The organism is Halorussus pelagicus (assembly GCF_004087835.1).
Classification (GTDB): domain Archaea; phylum Halobacteriota; class Halobacteria; order Halobacteriales; family Haladaptataceae; genus Halorussus; species Halorussus pelagicus.
This window is the reverse complement of record NZ_CP035119.1, coordinates 34,461-51,001: the sequence shown is the minus strand read 5'-3', so window position 1 is coordinate 51,001 and position 16,541 is coordinate 34,461. Positions and strand designations below refer to the sequence as shown.

At 64.7% G+C, this 16,541-nt stretch carries 21 protein-coding genes; 11 read left to right on the top strand and 10 right to left on the bottom strand.

Translation table 11 applies throughout. The annotated features are described in order from the left end of the window. Nucleotides 1-15 precede the first annotated feature (15 nt). Nucleotides 16-465, top strand: a complete 450-nt coding sequence (locus EP007_RS00285; RefSeq protein WP_128475745.1) for a universal stress protein — start codon at nucleotides 16-18, stop codon at nucleotides 463-465. Nucleotides 466-536: 71 nt separating this feature from the next. Here EP007_RS00285 and EP007_RS00280 read toward each other — a convergent pair whose 3' ends face one another. Next, on the bottom strand, nucleotides 537-1,214 hold the full coding sequence (locus tag EP007_RS00280) for a VOC family protein (RefSeq protein ID WP_128475744.1): 678 nt from the start codon (nucleotides 1,212-1,214) through the stop codon (nucleotides 537-539). Between the two features lie 116 nt (nucleotides 1,215-1,330). Here EP007_RS00280 and EP007_RS00275 point away from each other — a divergent pair, with 116 nt between their 5' ends. Together EP007_RS00275 and EP007_RS00270 are read left to right on the top strand one after the other, a co-directional pair. After that, entirely contained in the window at nucleotides 1,331-2,008 is a 678-nt protein-coding gene (locus tag EP007_RS00275) for a hypothetical protein (RefSeq protein ID WP_128475743.1), read from the top strand. Nucleotides 2,009-2,127: 119 nt separating this feature from the next. Further along, nucleotides 2,128-4,197, top strand: coding sequence for a hypothetical protein (locus tag EP007_RS00270; RefSeq protein ID WP_128475742.1), 2,070 nt, complete (start codon nucleotides 2,128-2,130; stop codon nucleotides 4,195-4,197). Between the two features lies 1 nt (nucleotide 4,198). Here EP007_RS00270 and EP007_RS18075 read toward each other — a convergent pair whose 3' ends face one another. After that, on the bottom strand, nucleotides 4,199-4,333 hold the full coding sequence (locus tag EP007_RS18075; RefSeq protein WP_281062927.1) for a DUF7503 family protein: 135 nt from the start codon (nucleotides 4,331-4,333) through the stop codon (nucleotides 4,199-4,201). Nucleotides 4,334-4,512: 179 nt separating this feature from the next. Here EP007_RS18075 and EP007_RS00265 point away from each other — a divergent pair, with 179 nt between their 5' ends. Beyond that, nucleotides 4,513-4,926: an MPN domain-containing protein gene (locus EP007_RS00265; protein WP_128475741.1), complete on the top strand. Its 414-nt coding sequence runs from the start codon at nucleotides 4,513-4,515 to the stop codon at nucleotides 4,924-4,926. Here the strand turns inward: EP007_RS00265 and EP007_RS00260 are convergent, their stop codons facing one another. Together EP007_RS00260 and EP007_RS00255 are read right to left on the bottom strand one after the other, a co-directional pair. Then, nucleotides 4,927-5,136, bottom strand: coding sequence for a ribbon-helix-helix domain-containing protein (locus EP007_RS00260; protein ID WP_128475740.1), 210 nt, complete (start codon nucleotides 5,134-5,136; stop codon nucleotides 4,927-4,929). It lies immediately after the preceding gene. A 131-nt stretch (nucleotides 5,137-5,267) separates the two neighbouring features. After that, nucleotides 5,268-5,597 (bottom strand): DUF7111 family protein, encoded by a 330-nt coding sequence (locus EP007_RS00255; RefSeq protein ID WP_243700409.1) that lies wholly within the window; start codon nucleotides 5,595-5,597, stop codon nucleotides 5,268-5,270. 184 nt (nucleotides 5,598-5,781) lie between these two features. Here EP007_RS00255 and EP007_RS00250 point away from each other — a divergent pair, with 184 nt between their 5' ends. Then, nucleotides 5,782-5,913 (top strand): DUF1059 domain-containing protein, encoded by a 132-nt coding sequence (locus EP007_RS00250; protein ID WP_208023510.1) that lies wholly within the window; start codon nucleotides 5,782-5,784, stop codon nucleotides 5,911-5,913. A gap of 80 nt (nucleotides 5,914-5,993) precedes the next feature. After that, nucleotides 5,994-6,272, top strand: coding sequence for a PadR family transcriptional regulator (locus tag EP007_RS00245; protein ID WP_128475738.1), 279 nt, complete (start codon nucleotides 5,994-5,996; stop codon nucleotides 6,270-6,272). On the opposite strand, the gene EP007_RS00240 is transcribed toward EP007_RS00245, so the two are convergent. Continuing rightward, on the bottom strand, nucleotides 6,273-7,421 hold the full coding sequence (locus EP007_RS00240) for an acyl-CoA dehydrogenase (protein WP_128475737.1): 1,149 nt from the start codon (nucleotides 7,419-7,421) through the stop codon (nucleotides 6,273-6,275). Nucleotides 7,422-7,493: 72 nt separating this feature from the next. Beyond that, a complete protein-coding gene (locus EP007_RS00235) occupies nucleotides 7,494-7,733 on the bottom strand; it encodes a hypothetical protein (protein ID WP_128475736.1) in 240 nt (79 codons plus the stop codon). A 151-nt stretch (nucleotides 7,734-7,884) separates the two neighbouring features. Between EP007_RS00235 and EP007_RS00230 the strand changes: the two genes are divergently transcribed. Next, nucleotides 7,885-8,970 carry a phytoene/squalene synthase family protein gene (locus EP007_RS00230; protein WP_128475735.1) on the top strand — a complete coding sequence of 362 codons (1,086 nt, stop codon included), beginning with the start codon at nucleotides 7,885-7,887 and terminating at the stop codon, nucleotides 8,968-8,970. A 378-nt stretch (nucleotides 8,971-9,348) separates the two neighbouring features. Here the strand turns inward: EP007_RS00230 and EP007_RS00225 are convergent, their stop codons facing one another. Beyond that, nucleotides 9,349-9,561: a hypothetical protein gene (locus EP007_RS00225; protein WP_128475734.1), complete on the bottom strand. Its 213-nt coding sequence runs from the start codon at nucleotides 9,559-9,561 to the stop codon at nucleotides 9,349-9,351. 112 nt (nucleotides 9,562-9,673) lie between these two features. On the opposite strand from EP007_RS00225, the gene EP007_RS00220 reads away from it, so the two are divergent. Then, complete coding sequence (locus EP007_RS00220; RefSeq protein ID WP_128475733.1) at nucleotides 9,674-10,210, top strand: LamG domain-containing protein; 537 nt, start codon at nucleotides 9,674-9,676, stop codon at nucleotides 10,208-10,210. Between the two features lie 81 nt (nucleotides 10,211-10,291). On the opposite strand, the gene EP007_RS00215 is transcribed toward EP007_RS00220, so the two are convergent. Beyond that, nucleotides 10,292-11,152, bottom strand: coding sequence for a 3-hydroxyacyl-CoA dehydrogenase family protein (locus tag EP007_RS00215; RefSeq protein WP_128475732.1), 861 nt, complete (start codon nucleotides 11,150-11,152; stop codon nucleotides 10,292-10,294). A gap of 185 nt (nucleotides 11,153-11,337) precedes the next feature. On the opposite strand from EP007_RS00215, the gene EP007_RS00210 reads away from it, so the two are divergent. Beyond that, on the top strand, nucleotides 11,338-13,416 hold the full coding sequence (locus tag EP007_RS00210) for a PAS domain S-box protein (RefSeq protein ID WP_128475731.1): 2,079 nt from the start codon (nucleotides 11,338-11,340) through the stop codon (nucleotides 13,414-13,416). Here the strand turns inward: EP007_RS00210 and EP007_RS00205 are convergent. Both EP007_RS00205 and EP007_RS00200 read right to left on the bottom strand, forming a co-directional pair. Beyond that, nucleotides 13,413-13,985, bottom strand: a complete 573-nt coding sequence (locus tag EP007_RS00205; RefSeq protein WP_128475730.1) for a cysteine hydrolase family protein — start codon at nucleotides 13,983-13,985, stop codon at nucleotides 13,413-13,415. The two genes, EP007_RS00210 and EP007_RS00205, sit on opposite strands and share 4 nt — an antisense overlap. Beyond that, the gene (locus tag EP007_RS00200; protein ID WP_128475729.1) at nucleotides 13,982-14,782 is read right to left on the bottom strand and encodes a YqcI/YcgG family protein; all 801 of its coding nucleotides are present in this window, start codon (nucleotides 14,780-14,782) and stop codon (nucleotides 13,982-13,984) included. Before EP007_RS00200 ends, EP007_RS00205 begins: the two co-directional genes overlap by 4 nt. 148 nt (nucleotides 14,783-14,930) lie before the next feature. On the opposite strand from EP007_RS00200, the gene EP007_RS00195 reads away from it, so the two are divergent. Beyond that, nucleotides 14,931-15,581, top strand: coding sequence for a helix-hairpin-helix domain-containing protein (locus tag EP007_RS00195; protein WP_128475728.1), 651 nt, complete (start codon nucleotides 14,931-14,933; stop codon nucleotides 15,579-15,581). 146 nt (nucleotides 15,582-15,727) lie between these two features. Further along, nucleotides 15,728-16,522, top strand: a complete 795-nt coding sequence (locus EP007_RS00190) for a class I fructose-bisphosphate aldolase (RefSeq protein ID WP_128475727.1) — start codon at nucleotides 15,728-15,730, stop codon at nucleotides 16,520-16,522. Nucleotides 16,523-16,541 lie beyond the last annotated feature (19 nt).

The window sequence follows — 16,541 nt, the reverse complement described above, 5'->3', positions numbered from 1 at the left end:
TCGGAATGACTAGGTATGTACGACAAGATTTTGCTACCGACAGACATGAGCGCCGGTGTCGATTCGGCAATAGAACACGCGGTCGATGCGGCCGAGCGTTACGACGCCGAACTCCACATTCTCTACGTCGTGGATGCCGAGGCGTACAGTTCCTACCCCAGCGACGAGTACGTCCACGAGTTCGAGGGTCTCGAAAGCGCCCTCGAAAAAGCCGGTCGGGACGCTATCGAAGATATCGCGGAAAGCGCCACCGAGGGCGGCGTCGAAACGCGGACCGTCGTCCGCCACGGCGTCCCCCACGAGGAGATTCTGGCGTACATGGACGAGGCCGCCGTCGGCCTTGCAATTCTCGGGTCGAAGAACCGCTCGGGCGAGTACCGTCGGTTACTCGGAAGCGTCGCCGAGCGAGTCGCCCGCATGGCCGAACGACCAGTGACTATCGTCAAAACGCCGGTTGACGAGTAGGATTCTCTAAAGACGGCCGCCATCTGACTCACGGAACCCTCGACCCGGCGAAATCCCCGACCGCCTTCGAATTATAGAACAGTCAGGTAGTGGCCGTCAGGGTCGCGGACGCGCACGCCGTCGTCTACCGCAGTGACAGCGCAGGCCTCGTCGCGGACCGCCTCGGCCGCGGCCGCCGGGTCCTCGGCCGCGAACCCCACATCGACGTGGAGTCCGCCGCGAGCGTCGGCGATGCCGAGGTGGGGTTCCCAGAGTTCGAGGTCCACCGGGCCGCCGAGTCGGAGGCGACGGCGCTGGTCGCCGCGGTCCACGACCTCGAAGCCGAGCGACCGGTAGAACGACTCGGCGCGCGCGAGGTCTTCGACCTCCAGCACGATTTCGAAGACATCGGTGATGGCCGACTCGCCCTCGCCGACGCCGCCGATTTCGACGCAGTTGCCGTCCGGGTCGTAGAAGTACAGCGACTTCGCGCCGCCGAAGTCGAACTCCGTGAGGTCGAACGACCGCGCGAGGCGGTCGTACCACTCGTCGTACCGGTCCGGCGGCGCGGCGAAGGCGAAGTGGGTGTGGACCCCGCCGCGGAGCACCGCGCCGGGTTCTCGGAGGACGAGATTCGCCCCGCCAGCGTCGAAGACGACTTCGTCGTCGCCCTCCCGGACCACCGAGAGGTCAAGATGGGTCGCGTAGAACTCGCGGGCGCGGTCGAGATATTTCGCTTCGAGCGCCAGCCAGCGTAACCCCGAGAGCATGGGTGCGTGGTACGCGCGCCCGCCGCTTAAACCCCTGCAGGCGAGGCGCGCGAGGGAACACAGCATATACGACCGGGTACAGGAGGGTTTTGTGGGTTCGGTCCGTACATCCGTACATGCCGATAAAGAAATCAGAGCCTGCGAGGGAGTACGAGGAGATAGACCGGTGGGACGAGGGCGTCGGGTGGATAGCCTACCCCAACGAGACGATGCTGCGCGCCAGCCACGCACTCGCCACCGACGCGGGCGTCTGGGTCGTTGACCCCGTGGACGCCTCCGGCGTGGACGACCTGCTCGCGGAGTTCGGCGACGTGGCGGGCGTCGTCGTCCTTCTGAACCGCCACTACCGGGACGCCGACGAAATCGCGCGCCGTCACGACGTGCCGGTCTACGTCCCCGAGTGGTTCGACCGCGTGCCCGAGATGGAGGCTACGCTCCGGCGGTTCGACGGAGGGCTTCCGGGCACCGACTACCGGCTATTCTCGGTGGCCGACGCCTTGGGGTGGGAGGAGGCGGCGCTCTACGACGAGTCCAGCGGCACGCTCATGGTCTCCGAGAGCGTCGGCAACGCGCCGTATTTCACCACGCCCGGCGAGCGGATCGGCGTCCATCCGATGATGCGACTCACGCCGCCGTCGGCCCTGCGCGGTCTCCGACCCGAGCGCGTGCTGGTCGGTCACGGACGAGGCGCACTCGACGACGCCGCACGCGCGCTCGAAGACGCACTCGACGGCGCGCGACGCCACACGCCGAAACTCCTCGCCGAAAACCTCCGCATGCTGTTACAGGGATAATCAATAGGTCGGTCGAATAGCGCCCCTGCCGGTAATTTTTTGCGCATCAACTTCTAATATGAAGATATGCGTTCTCTCCGAGGGGTACAAAGACGCGGGAAGAGACAGGGGGTGTGGCCGTGACGCTGTCGTTCAAGGCCACGTCGGAGCTATCCGGGTTCGAAGTCCGGGACCGAATCGAGCGCCGCAGATACGCCATCGAAACGTCCGCGCCGGTATCGCCGACACCGGCCGACGCCGACGAGTTCCGGTTTCCGGTGGACGCGGCGTTCGCCGTCACGACCGAGAGCGTTGCGCTCCCGACGCTCGTGGCGGCGTACGTTCGAGACGAGGACGGGCGGATGCGACTCGAAGTCGGCGACGAGACCGACCGGCGACTCCCGCCGGGACGCTACAGCATCGAACTGTGCGCGCCGATGAAGGTGTATCTCGCCGTCGAGGGACCAGTGAAGGTGACCGCGACCGGCGACGGGATTCGGTTCGCGTTCGAGTCGGCGACGACGGTGCGGGTCGGCGCGCGGTCCCACCACGAGCGCCCGGCCGCGACCGTCACGACGACCGAGGACCCCTGCGATGTGATGGCCGCGCTCTCGACGCTCGGGTCGGCGCTCAAGACGACGAGTCCCGAGCGGAGTTTCCCGACGCTTCGGGGCCATCCGCCGCTCGTCGAACTCGGCGACGAGTTGGCGATTCCCGACGAACTCGACACCCCGGAGACGGGCGTCCGAATCGAGTTGCCGCCCGACCGAGACCACGCCTACGTCGCCGCACCGCTGGCGTTCTACCTCGGGGCGCAACTCGTGGTCGGCGACGCGAGCGCGCCCCGACTCGTCACCGACGAGGGGTTCGCGTACGACCTTGACGGCCCGAAGGGATTCGAGGAGGAGGTCGCCCGAACGCTAAAACAGACGTTTTTCCTCGACTGCGTCACCAGAACGGAGGGCTACTACCCGGTGACGCTCCACGAACGCGAGATGGTCGAACCGCTCGTGGACCTCGACTTCGCGGCCCTCTACGAGCGGTCGCTGGCCGAGCGACTGGAGGCGTACCTCTCGGTTCCCTTCGAGGTAATCGAAGAGCAGATTCCGACGTGGAAGCTCTCGACTCGCGTCGATCCCGCGCCCGAGAACGTCGCATCGGTGCCGTTTCTGGTGGACGACCTCGCCGTCGTCCGGACGCCCGCGGCCCGGCGGACGGCGACCCACCGCGCGGCCGCGTCGTCCGGCGGTCTCGCGCGCGACGGCGACTTCACTCGGAGTTCTTCGGAACCGAGCGGGACGCGCCCGGTCGTCGAACCGGAACCCACCGACTCGGTCGAACAGGCGTGGATCGGCGACCACGCCCCCGTGGACGCCACCAAGGCGACGGCGACCGCGTTCCGGAACCGCCTCGGCCGAGAAACCGGCGACGACATCGACATCGCGGTGGTCTGCAACGACACCGCGATGGACGAGGAGCGCGACATCGCCGCCGAGGTGTACGGTTCTCGGGAGAACTTACCCTTCGACGTGACCGTCCACCACGACCTGCGGACCGACGAACTCCGCGCGGTGCTGGCCGAAGAGACGGCGTTCCTCCATTACATCGGGCACATCGACGAGTTCGGGTTCGAGTGTGCCGACGGCCACCTCGACGCGGCCGACCTCGACTCGGTCGGTGCCGAGGCGTTCGTGTTGAACGCCTGCCGGTCGTACGCCCAAGGGATGGCGCTCATCGACGGGGGGAGCGTCGGCGGCGTCGTCACGCTCAGCGACGTAATAAACAGCTGTGCGGTCCGAGTCGGCAAGACGATGGTTCGCCTGCTGAATCGCGGGTTCCCGCTCCGGGCCGCGCTCTCGCTCGCGCGGAGTCGGAGCATCGTCGGCGACCAGTACATCGTGGTCGGCGACGGGAACCTCGACATCGTTCAGACCGAGAGTAAGATGGCTATCGTTTGCGTCGTCGAAACCGACGGGGAAGACGAGTTCGAAGTGACGCTCGAAAGTTACGTCTCCGGGGAGGGTGGTATGGGCGGATTCTTCAATCCTCGGTTCGGAAGCGCCGAGCGCTGTTATCTCACCTCGGGAGAACACGGTCCCTTCTCGATGACGAGGGGGGAACTACGGACGACGTTGGCGATGGAAAACGTTCCGATGAAAGTGGACGGGCAATTTACGTGGAGTAGCGCGCTGGACGTAGGCGAACTCTGAGTTACGGGCCGTAACACGCCGGTGCCATTCCGGCGGCGGCGTTTCCGGCCTGCGTGAGCAGGAGTAGCATGGTGAACAGGACGCCCATCTTTCGGGGATTCTCTGCGAGGTACGTGGTAACGTCGGTTTCTGACATTGCAATAAATGGTAATAGCTATGTCATCATAAGGTATTCTATATTTTTCGGCACAGATACGTATCCGATTCAAATCATGTCGGGAGGAATCGCACGGTTTCGACCCCAGCCACACGAACCGACGACTCCGGCGACGACTGGGGCAGTATCGTTATACGCGGACGGCCGAAAAAGGAGGTGTGGTCTACGTAACTCGGGGACTGATAGACGTACTCCTCGACTTCGCGGCGGACGCCGAACCCGAGGAACTGACCGTCTCTATCGCCGTCACCCCCGCCGCCGAACTGGAGAGTACCGACGACCTTCCACCGGACGCGCCGGTGTTCACGCACTTCTACCCGCCCGACGCCGGAAAGTCGATTACGGCGGTGTTCGGCGTGGACCTATCGGTTCCGGCCGGACAGACGCAGGGCCGATTTATCTCTCACCCGCGGGGGAATCTCGAAGTGAACAAGACCGACGACCTCCACGAGGCGATTCTGGTCGCGGTGCCGCCGTGGGAGGAGTCGTCGCTCGCGGCGTTCGACCGGTCGGGCCGCCAGCAACCGCTGGAGGTCGTGGACGCCCACCCGCCGACCGAGTCGCTGTCGTAGCTACTCCAGATAACCCAGTTCTCGAAGTTGTCCGGTGATTTCCTCGAACTCCGCCTCCGTCAGTTCGCCCTCCTTCTGGTGCTGGATGACGATGCTCCGGAGCAGAAATCGCACGAGGTCGCTCGTGCTGGAGAAACTGGTCCCCTCGATGGTCTCGTCCACGCGGTCGGCGAGGTCCTTCGGAATCGAGACCGTGGTGTACTCGGTCATAGCGCCAACTGGGGCCGCGCGTGGGATAGATGTTGTCCTCCGTCCGGTCCGGTATGAGTTGTTCAAGCCTGAAGCTAGCGCCTCGCTGTTTCGGTTCCGCTCTTACTGACGTACGTCCACCAACTATCGAGTCACATCCCCATATCCTGCGCGTCCTCGGGCACCGGCAGGTCGTGGGGCGAGACGCCGAGCAGTTCCGCGGCGTGGTCCAGCGCCATGTCGAACCCGTAGTAGCGTTCGAGTTCGTCGCCGTCGGCGCTCGGCCGGACTTTCAGCATGGCGTAACCCTCGACGTTCTGCGCGACGGCGGCGGTCGCGCGGTCGCTCTCGAACTCAAGCACGCGCTCGTCGGCGGTCTCGCGGTAGCGCGCGGTGATGCCGTTCTCGGTGGTTTCGGCGGTCTCGGCGGGGGTGTCGTCGCCGGGAGTAGCGTCGTCGGGAGTGGATTCCTCCTCGGTCATGCCCGGCAATTAGGACCGGCGACAGTCGAAGGTACCGGTTCATCGCTCGGGAGTGACCGACCCGGCGGGTGCGTCCGGTCCGGCGCTCCCCGCCGCGACCACCGTAGATTTATGCATTCGGCCGTTGCACCTCTGCCGGGGTTGCTAACAGATGTCAAAGCACATGGCCTGCCGAGAGCACGGAATGGACTGCGAGTTCGAGATCACCGGGGAGAACGAAGAAGAGTTGGTCGATTTCGTCCAGATTCACGCCCGGTCCCAACACGACATGTCCGTGTCGGAGGACGACGCGCGCGACATGATGAAGAACACCTGAGAGTCCGAGCGTCGGCGATGCGATTCTTTTTCCGCGCCCGAAGCGCAAACGTCGTAGTCGCTCGGCCGGTTTGCTCGACCATGACCAGATGGCTCCAGAGCGGGCGACGCCGCGACCTCTGTGCCCTGCTGTACGACGCCGATGAACTCCGTGGCCAAAGTCTGAAGACGCGCATCGAAGCCCATTACGACACCCACATCGACTCCCAGTCGTTCTACGCCGCGCTGCGGTCGCTCGAAGAGAACGGATTCGTGGAGAAACGGACGGAGGGCATCCACGAGGCCTACGCGCTGACCGACGCCGGTGAGAGGCGCGTCGAAGACCACTTCGAGTGGATGGCCGAGAAGATGGCGGAGTAGTCAGTCCAAAAGCTCGTTCGCAATCGTGTTCCGCAGGACCTCGCTGGTCCCCTCGTAGATTTCGTTGAGCTTCGAATCTCGGTAGTAGCGTTCGGCCGGGAAGTCCTTCGTGTAGCCGTAGCCGCCGTGAATCTGGATGCCCTCGTTGGCGACCTCGCGGGAGATTTCCGAGGCGTAGAGCTTCGCTTGGGCGGCCTGCTTGATGTAGTCCTCGCCGCGAATCTTGCGGTCGGCCGCGCGGTGCATCAGCATCTTCGCGGACTGCACCTTGGTGTCCATGTCGGCCAGTTTGTGCTGGATGGTCTGGAACTCCGAGATGGGTTGGTCGAACTGCTCGCGGTCCTGCGAGTAGTCGAGGGCGTCTTCGAGCGCGGCGCGCGCGATGCCGATGGACCGCGCCGCGATGGTGATGCGGCCACCGTTGAGCGTCTTGAGCGCGTGGACGAATCCGCGGCCCTCCTCGGCCAGCAGGCGGTCTTCCGGGATTCGCATGTCGTCGAAGCGCAGTTCGGCGGTCGGACAGCCCTTGTCGCCGAGTTTATCCTCGGTGCCCTCGACGTGGAAGCCGTCGTCCTCCTCCGGTCGGACGATGAACGACGAGATGCCCTTGTTGCCCGCCTCGGGGTCGGTCTTGGCGAACAGCGTCACGGTGTCGGCGACCGAGCCGTTGGAAATCCAGAGCTTACCGCCGTTGACGACGTACTCGCCCGCGTCGGCGTCGTACTCCGCGGTGGTGTCCATCGCGGGCACGTCCGAGCCAGCACCGGCCTCCGAGAGCGCGAACGCGCCGATGTCCTCACCGCGGTTGAGCGGGGTGAGGTACTCCTGTTTCTGCTCTTCGTCGCCGAACTCGTAGAGCATGTTGCCCGCGAGGCTGGTGTGGGCCGCGACGACGGTGCCCAGACCGCCCGACCCGCGCGAAATCTCTTCGAGACCGATGGCGTAGGAGTGGTAGTCGAGACCCGCCCCGCCGTACTCCTCGGGGAACGGCATCCCCATCAGGCCCAACTCGGCCATCTCGTCCACGAGGTCCTGCGGGAACTCGTCGTTTTTGTCGATTTCGTCGGCGCGAGGTTTGATTTCCTCGTCGGTGAACTCCGCGACCATGTCGCGTATCTGGGACTGCTCGGCGGAGAGGCTGAAGTCCATGCCTAAAAGTTGCGACTACGCCGACCTTTAGCTTTCCCTTCGGAGTGGGAAGTCCCAGCTGAGACGTGGTGGTCAGAACAGCTTCCGCCGAATGTCGTCGGCCGTAATCGCGCCCTGCAACAGCCACGCCGCCGCGGGGTGTTTCGGCGCGACGCTGGCCGCCCCGATCAGGACGAAGGCTCGCTTGGGCTTGCCGTTCCGGAGCGCGAGCGCGGCCTGCGCGACGAACGACGCGACGTTCAGCTTGTTCGTCTGCACGTCGAGGGGCTTGCCGACCAGCACGTTCGCGGCGTCTTTCGGGGTCGGAATCACGGTTCGACCGACGTGACGAGCGAGAATAAGCGTTGGGTCGCCCGATTTTCCGGTCGTCAGCGACGCCTCTCGGCGTCGCGCCGAAGCGATGGTAAATCCTAAGGCATTTGCTCAAGCTTTTCAATCTCGCGTTCTTAGAACCCAAAAGTCAATGGACACGGAGCCGCCCACCGAACGCTCTGCGGACGAGAACATCGAGTGGTGTTTCGACGCCGTGCAGGGCGTTTCGAGAACGTTCGCCATCACTATCGACGTGCTGGAGGAGCCGATGGCCTCCTACATCTGCGTCGGGTACTTGCTCTGTCGCGTCGCCGATACGGTCGAGGACGCCGGTCATATCCCTCCCGAAGAGCAGTCGCATTTACTCACGCTCTACGACCGCTCGCTCGACCCCGAGGACGCGACCGACATCGAGGAGTTCCGGCGCGAAGTCGAGCCGTGGCTCCCGGAAAACGCCGACGAGGTGGACGCCGAGGAAGTCGGCGACGAGGCCGACTGGACCGTGGTCGCCCGGTCGCCCCGCGTCGTCGCCACCTTCCGGTCGCTCGGCGAGGACGCCCAGTCGGCCATCTACCCGCCGGTCAGCGAACTCGTCACCGGGATGGCCGAGTTCGTGGACCGCTACGCCGACGACGGCGGCCTCCGAATCGGCACCATCGACGAGTTGGAGGAATACTGTTGGTACGCCGCCGGAACGGTCGGCGAACTCATCACCAACCTACTCGCCCAAGACGTGGACGACCGGCGCGCGGAGGTCATGCGGGCCAACGCCCGCGGATTCGCGCTGGTGCTCCAACTGATCAACGTCGCCAAGGACGTGTCTGACGACTTCCGCGAGGAGAACAACGTCTACCTCCCTGCCGCGTGGCTCCGCGAACACGGCGTCAGCCCCGCGAACGTCACCGACCCGGAGAACCACACCGCGGTCGCCGGGGTCATCCAGCGCGTGACTCGCCACGCGCGAGGGTACATGGACGACGCCCAGCGCTACCTCGAAGCGCTCCCCGAGTCGCAGGGCAACACCCTCGAAGCGTGGGCCATCCCCTTCCTGCTCGCGGTCGGAACGAGTCGGGAATTGTTGGAGCGCCCCGAGGACGTGGTCGAGGAGGGCGGCGTGAAAGTCTCGCGCGCCGAAGTCATGGGCCTGATTCAACTGTTCAAGTCCGGGAACGTCGAGCGCGAGCGAATCGGCGAACTGCGGTCGCAGTTGGAAGACGAGCCGTTCTCGCCGTCGTGAACGCCGGACACAGTAGACTGTTCGTGCGTCGGTAATCGGTCGCCGTTCCAGTGGCTCGTCCGACATCGAGTCCGAGACCGATAATTTAAATTTTCTATCTATATGGATTTAATTCTTTAGAATGAGCGCCCATCTGCGGATAGAAATTACCAAAAGAAGTAAATAACCCGCGTGTAGCAAATCAGATACAATGGCCGACCGAGAACGGAGACGGTTCTTGCGACGAGTGGGTTCGATATCTAGCGTCGGTATTCTCACAACGCTGTCGGGATGCACAGTTGATATTCCGTCGGTGAATGTCGAAGTCGGCGAGTCGGACGATTCCGAATCTCCGACCCGAACGACGACACCGCCGGAGACGGCGACTCCGCGGCCGTCTCAAGTGGAGACCGAGACGACGACACGCTCCACGACAAAGACGACCGATACAACGGAAACCACTGTTGTAACGCCTACTGAGACAACTACCACCGAGACGACCGCTACGACCACCACCGAGACGACCGCTACGACCACCACCGAGACGACCGCGACGACCACTACCGCGACGACCACGGCGACCGAAACGACGACCACCACGCCGACCGACACGACTACTTCGACACCGACTACGACGGCTACTACGTCTTCTTCTGAAGACGAAGCGCTCTTAGTTCGGTACGAGTTCGAAGGGAATCTGGACGACTCCACCGGGGAGTTCGACTTGTCCGGGAGCGGTGTGCAGTACACCGACGGACAGCAGGGGTCGAACGCGGCGGCTTGGCCGGGGTTCGTTTCGGCCGATTTTGTCCCGCTAGAGAACGACGAACCGCTCACGTTCTGTTACTGGATGCGCGACGACGGGACGGAATCGACGTGGGACGATGACCTCATCTGGAAAATTACCTCCGAGGACGGTGGCGGGGTCGGGTCCTTCTGTACCACCGACGGCGATGCCTTCCTCTGGTCGTCGGGCGACAACACGCTGAATCAGAGTACCACGAACGTACTCGACGGGCGGTGGCATCACGTCGCGTTCGTCTACGAGCAGAGCAGGAACCGACTACAGTTGTTCATCGACGGAAACCGGGAGTACGACATCGAGTACACGGACAACCTGACCGGGATGGACAGGACTGCGATCATGTTCGGAAACAACGGCTCCGACGGTTGGAAAGAGTACGACGGCGGAGTAGACGACTTCCGAATCTACCGCCGGGCGCTGAGCGCCTCGGAAATCCGCGAACTCACGAGAGCGTAACTGACCGCACCGACCGGTTTTGACGGCGAGTGATTTGGTGACGCCGGTCGAGTTGAGCGAAGACGGTATCGACTCTGCCCGTCAGTATTCGTAGAAGCCCTGTCCCGTCTTCTTGCCCAAGTCACCCGCGTCAACCTTGCGTTTGAGCAGGTAGGCGGGCTTGTACCGGTCGCCCAACTCCTCGTGAAGTGTCTCGCTGGCGTCGAGACAGATGTCGAGACCGATGTGGTCGGCGAGTTCGAGCGGACCCATCGGGACGTTCGTACCGAGTTTCATCCCCTTGTCGATGTCTTCCTTGGTGGCGACGCCCTCGTCGTAGGCACGGATGCCCTCGTTCAGCCACGGCATCAGGATGCGGTTGGTGACGAAACCGGGCTTGTCGTCAGACTCCCACGTCTCCTTGCCGAGGTCTTCCGCGAGGTCGTGGGCGAACGCCGCGACTTCCTCGTCGGTCTTCTCGCCGACGACGACTTCGACGCCCGTCATGACCGGCACGGGGTTCATGAAGTGCAGGCCGACGATTCGGTCCTCGCGGTCGGTCACCGAGGCGATGGTCGTGATGGAGAGGGTGGAGGTGTTCGTGGCGAGAATCACGTCTTCGGGAATCTCCTCGTCCAAGTCCTCGAAGATGTCCTGCTTGATGTCCATGTCCTCGACCGCGGCCTCGATGACGAGGTCGCAGTCCGCGAGCGCCGCCAGTTCCGTGGTACCCGAGATGCGGTCGAGGGTCGCCTCGGCCTCCTCCTCGTCAATTTTCTCCTTGCTCACGAATCGGTCGAGACTGCTCTCGATGGAGTCGAAGCCGTTCTGGACGAACTCCTCTTTGATGTCGCGCATCACCACGTCGTAGCCCGATTGGGCCGCGACCTGCGCGATACCGCTTCCCATCGTTCCCGCGCCGACGACGCCGATACTCTCGATGCTGTCGAGCGTGCGTACCATGCACGGCAATTCTTGCGGTCGGGCCGTAAGCCTACCGAAGTCCCCGGTCGAGCGCCGGGGAGTCGGGACCGGGGTTGGCGACCGGCGAGGACGACGAACGCGGCGAAGTCGGCCAGCAATCCGGGAGTCACGCCGATGACGGTTGCCACGAGAGAATTTAGTGGTCTCGCGTGGAACGTCGATACATGGGACCGTCGGGGAGTGGGCCGAGCGTCACGCTAGAGGAGACTCATCGAGTGTTCGAGGACTTTCCTCCCGGAACCCCGCTGACGGTCGGCGAAGTCGCTGACGAACTCGACTGCCCTCGGCGAAGCGCCGAGCGCCACCTGACCGAATTGGCGACGCGCGGCGAACTCGAAACGAAACGTATCGGCGAGGACGAACGCATCTGGTGGCGGCCCGCGTCGGCCGCCGACGATGAATCGGCCGACGACACAGAGACGGCCGACGGAGAAGCAGCCAAACACACGGCGACGGTCGCCGAAGAACCGGCCGACGGCCAAGCGACTATCGACGCAGACGGGGACGCCGAGCGCGAGACCGACCGCTGGGACGAGGTGGTCGAGCGCATCACCGACGCCTTCTACGCGCTGGACGACGAGTGGCGGTTCACCCACCTCAACGAGCGGGCCGAGGAGATTCTCCAGCGCTCAGAAGAGGACCTGCTCGGCGAGCGCATCTGGGACGAGTTCCCCGAGATGGCCGACGGTGTCATCTGGGAGAAGTACCACGAGGCGATGGACTCGCAGTCGTCGGTGAATTTCGACCTCTACTACGACCCCCTCGACCTGTGGGCCGAAATCAACGCCTACCCCTCCGAGACCGGACTCTCGGTCTACTTCGTGGACATCTCCGAGCGCGTCGAGACCGAGCGAGAACTCAGTCGCTACCGGCGCATCATCGAGACCATCAACGACGGCGTGTACACGGTGAACCCGGAGGGCCGGTTCACGCTGGTCAACGAGGCCTACACCGAGATGCTGGGTTACGACCGAGAGGAACTGCTCGGCGCCCCCGTCTCGAAGGTCGTCAACGAGGACGTGGCGGCCACGGCCCGAGATATCGAGGCCGAACAAGTCGCTGGCGAACGCGACGCGCCAACGCTCGAAGCCGAACTCCGGACCGCGGACGGCGACACCGTCGTCGCCGAGGCGACGTTCGCCCTGCTCTCGCTCGAAAACGGCGACTACGAGCGCATCGGCGTCGTCCGCGACGTGACCGAGCGCCGCGAGTACGAGCGCAGAATCGAGGACCAGCGCGAGCGCTACCGGCGGCTCGTGGAGGCCGCGCCCGTGGCGATTCTCACCTGCGACGCCAACGCGCGCATCGCCCTCGCCAACGACGCGGCGGCCACGTTGTTTGAATCCGAGGGGAATCTCGTCGGTAAGTCGGTCTTGCAGTTCGTCCACGACGACGACAGGGCCGAGACCGACGACCGACTCCACAGCGTCCTCGAATCGCGGGAGGCAGTCTCCTCGACGGAAATAAAACTCCGAACCGCCGAGGGGACGACTCGCCACGCGATAACTACGTGCGTCCCCATCTCTCACGAGGACGACCCCGCCGTGCAGGTCGTCCTGACCGACATCACCGCGCGGAAACGCTACGAACAGCGCCTCAACGAGACCGTCGCGGAGTTAGAGCGGTCGAACGAGCGACTCGACCGATTCGCCAGCATGCTCGCCCACGAACTGCGGAATCCGCTGAACGTCGCGCAACTCTACGTCCGCCGGATAGCGTCCGAGGACGCGAACGCGGTTCGGCAGGTCGCAGACGCGCTCGACCGAATCGAGGAGATGATAGACGTGTTACTGGTGCTGGCGAAGGGGCGCGACGTGGCCGAGTGTCAACAGACAGTCGCGCTCGACGAGGTGGCGACGGAGGCGTGGAACCGACTCGACATCGAGCGAGCGATGCTCGATGTTAACCTCGCTCGGAGCGTCCGCGGTGACCGCAACCCCATCCAGCACCTCTTCGAGAACCTGTTCCGTAATGCACTAGAACACGCCGGAGACGACGTTACGGTTCGAGTCGGCGGCTTCGAGGGCGGATTCTTCGTCGCGGACGACGGACCGGGCATCCCGGAGACCGAGCGCGAGTCGGTCTTCGACGCGGGCCACTCGTCGGCGGACGGACTGGGACTCGGCCTGACCTACGTCAAGCGACTCGCCGAGACCTACGACTGGGACTGCGCCGTCACCGAGAGCGAGTCGGGCGGCGCGCGCTTCGAGTTCACCGGCGTCGAGTTCGCGGACGGAGACTAATCGAGGGCGGCCAGCAGGTCGTCGGTGTCGGCGATTCGGGCGAACTCCCCGCGCAACTGCGCGAGCGCGACCCGATGATTCTGCGCAGCCGGAATTTCGGTCCCGTCGGACGCTTCGCGCCCGAACGTGGCGGTCGCGTCCGCGGCGACCACCGGCCGGAAGCCGCGGTTCTCCGCCATCCGGGTCGTGGTCGAGACGCAGTGGTCGGTCGTCAGTCCCGCGACGACGAGGGTCTCGCAGTCGCGCTCGCGGAGCCACGGTTCGAGGTCGGTGCCGAGGAACGCACCGTTGACTTGCTTGACGACTTCGAGTTCGTTCTCGGAGTCGTCGGGTTCGAGACCGGGTTTGAACGCGAACCCCTCGCCGTCGCGCCGGAGCGGGGAGTCAGGTTCCGTTGAGGCGTGGCGGGCGTGGACCACCGGGCGGTCGGCGGCCCGCCACGCGTCGAGGAGGTCGCGCGCGCGGTCCTCGGCCTCGGGATTGTTTCGCTCGCCCCATCCGGGCGCGTCGAACCCGCGCTGGAAGTCCACGAGCAGGAGGACGGCGTCCGGCGGCAGGTCGAGGCTCATGCGCCGACCAGTCGCTCCGGGTCGGCCTTCGGGTGTTCGCGCGTGACCCGAATCGGGCACTCCTCGGGGGCCTGCTCGTCGTCGGCCGAGAAGAGGTACTGCTTCCACTCGCGGTCGCCCTCGACGCCCCAGTCGCCGAGGTCCGCGTGGGGACAGACGCCGTCGTACTCCTCCATGCGGCCCTGAATCACGTCGCGGGCGCGCTGGCCCGCCTCGGTGTCGGCGGTCAGGCCCTCGAACAGCGCCCGAGGTTGGAACGTGATTTCGAGACCGACCGGCGAGTAGCGACTCTTTCGGTCGTCGTAGAACGGCGCTCGACACGTCGGAAACATCGCTTCGCCGCCGAAGCAGAACTCCCAGTAGGGGTCGTCGGGGTCGGTCGGCACGTCTTCGGGCCACGGTTCGGGGTCGTGGACGTGGAGGAACTGGAGGACGTGCCAGAGCCGTTCGTGGTACTCCGCCTCCGAGAGGTCGTCGTCGGGCGGCCGGAAGAAGACCGACAGCGGCGCGCGGTCGGCGTGGTCGTCGTACGTGTCGAGATACTCCAACAGCGTCTCGCCAAGTGCGAACAGCGATTCGGGGTCGGTCGCCGAGTCGCAGAACGCGTACAACCCCTCGCCCTCGCGCTCCATCTCGACGCCGAAGTGACAGGGAAACGGAGTGTCGTTTCGCTCGCCGAGCAGGCCGTCGCGGAAGCTCTCGTAGTGGGCGACCGCCCACTCCGGAAGCGCCCCCGACTCGACCCGGCGGCGGACGGTTCGCTGGTCCATTAGCGCGCGAAGTCCGGGTTCGTTCACGCTGGTAATTCGGGAGCCGAGAACGGTATACGTTTCGCTGTCGGCGGGTGTGACCGCGCTACTGTTGGCGTTCGGTTAGCGTCAGATACGCTATGCAAAACATTCAAGCCCTGTCGGTGTGAGTCGGAAATAAATCGGTGACGCCCCCGTGAACAAGGACGACGCCCCCGACGACGAAGACGCGAACTCTGTCGAGAGACTTACCGACATCCACTTCGTCGGTCCGGCGACCGCGGAGGTGTTGGCGCGCGCGGAGTTCGACGCCACCGGCATCGCCGACAAGTCGGTCTCCTACGAGATGCTGATGGAGGCGGGCGTGAACCCCGGCGTCGCCACCCGCCTGCGCAAGAAACACTCCCTCCACTGGTCGTTCGGCGGCGAGGAAGAGAGCGACGATTCGCTCGAACAGCGCTCCGAGAAGATTCGGGGCCTACAGGACGGCGAACGCGAGTGGGTCGCCGCCAGCAACGGCGACTGGGAGGACGCCGAGTCCGAGTCCACCGCGACGACCGGCGGCGACTGGACGCCGACTGGCGAGGAGTCCGCGAGCGTGCAGGCCTCCACCGACGGGAGCGGCGCGGCAGAGGCCGCCGAGGCGGCGTGGCGCGAACGGAGCAAACCCGACCCCGTGACCGACGTGCCCGGCGTGGACGAGCGAATCGCCAAGATTCTGGCGAACGGCGGTATCACCTCGGTCCGAAGTCTCGCCACCGCCGACCCCGAACACGTCGCTGACTCGCTGGAACTCAACCACGAACTGGTCGCCGAGTGGCGCGACGCCGCCCGCGACCTCGCCTGAGTTTTTACTATTCGAGTAGTAAGTACTTTCGAGAGTAAATGCCTTTTTGAGCGCTTCTCGCGTCCGCTCCGCTGCTCTGGGAAACCGTGGCAGGGGAGCGACCTGACCATTAGACTCTTATGTGATGTTACCGGAGGTTGAAACGGATGATACCACTCGAAGACTCCCCGGTAACGCGCGACGGCAAGGCGCTCATCCTCGCTTACGACCACGGTCTCGAACACGGACCCTCCGCGGACTTCAGTTCGGTGCCCGACACCCTCGACCCCGAGAAGATTTTCGACATTGGCACCCACGACGCGGTCACGTCGCTGGCGGTCCAGAAGGGGGTCGCCGAGACGTACTACCCCTCCTACGACGACAGTGTGAACCTGCTGGCGAAACTCAATGGTACCAGTAACCTCTGGACGGGCGAACCCTACTCGCCCCAGAACTGGACCGTCGAGTACGCCGCCGAAATCGGTGCCGACGCGGTCGGCTACACCGTCTATTCGGGGTCGAACCACGAGACGGAGATGTACGAGGACTTCCGTCGAGTGCAGGAGGAGGCCCACAGCGAGTACGACCTGCCGGTCGTCATGTGGTCGTACCCGCGCGGACAGGGACTGAAAAACGACACCAAAGAGAGCGTCATCGCCTACGCGACCCGCATCGCCTTGGAAATCGGCGCGGACATGGCGAAGGTCAAGTACCCCGGCTCTCGGGAGTCGATGGAGTGGGCGGTCCAGTCGGCTGGCGACGTGCCGGTCGTGATGTCGGGCGGCTCGAAGGTCAGCGACTACGAGTTCCTCTCCAGCGTCGAGGCCGTGATGGACGCCGGTGGCTCCGGTCTCGCGGTCGGACGCAACGTCTGGCAGCGAGAGGACCCCGAGGCCATCCTCGACGCGCTCGAACAGGTCATCTTCGAGGACGCCACCGCGGACGAAGCGCTCGACGAGTGACGATGCGCGACGCCGAATC

Coding starts and splice junctions, on each gene's coding strand:
- EP007_RS00210 (WP_128475731.1), top strand. CDS start 11,338: ATGGGACCGTCGGGGAGTGGGCCGAGCGTCACGCTAGAGGAGACTCAT.
- EP007_RS00245 (WP_128475738.1), top strand. CDS start 5,994: ATGACCAGATGGCTCCAGAGCGGGCGACGCCGCGACCTCTGTGCCCTG.
- EP007_RS00205 (WP_128475730.1), bottom strand. CDS start 13,985: ATGAGCCTCGACCTGCCGCCGGACGCCGTCCTCCTGCTCGTGGACTTC.
- EP007_RS00230 (WP_128475735.1), top strand. CDS start 7,885: ATGGACACGGAGCCGCCCACCGAACGCTCTGCGGACGAGAACATCGAG.
- EP007_RS00275 (WP_128475743.1), top strand. CDS start 1,331: ATGCCGATAAAGAAATCAGAGCCTGCGAGGGAGTACGAGGAGATAGAC.
- EP007_RS00190 (WP_128475727.1), top strand. CDS start 15,728: ATGATACCACTCGAAGACTCCCCGGTAACGCGCGACGGCAAGGCGCTC.
- EP007_RS00260 (WP_128475740.1), bottom strand. CDS start 5,136: ATGACCGAGTACACCACGGTCTCGATTCCGAAGGACCTCGCCGACCGC.
- EP007_RS00285 (WP_128475745.1), top strand. CDS start 16: ATGTACGACAAGATTTTGCTACCGACAGACATGAGCGCCGGTGTCGAT.
- EP007_RS00240 (WP_128475737.1), bottom strand. CDS start 7,421: ATGGACTTCAGCCTCTCCGCCGAGCAGTCCCAGATACGCGACATGGTC.
- EP007_RS00255 (WP_243700409.1), bottom strand. CDS start 5,597: ATGACCGAGGAGGAATCCACTCCCGACGACGCTACTCCCGGCGACGAC.
- EP007_RS00250 (WP_208023510.1), top strand. CDS start 5,782: ATGGACTGCGAGTTCGAGATCACCGGGGAGAACGAAGAAGAGTTGGTC.
- EP007_RS00215 (WP_128475732.1), bottom strand. CDS start 11,152: ATGGTACGCACGCTCGACAGCATCGAGAGTATCGGCGTCGTCGGCGCG.
- EP007_RS18075 (WP_281062927.1), bottom strand. CDS start 4,333: ATGTCAGAAACCGACGTTACCACGTACCTCGCAGAGAATCCCCGAAAG.
- EP007_RS00280 (WP_128475744.1), bottom strand. CDS start 1,214: ATGCTCTCGGGGTTACGCTGGCTGGCGCTCGAAGCGAAATATCTCGAC.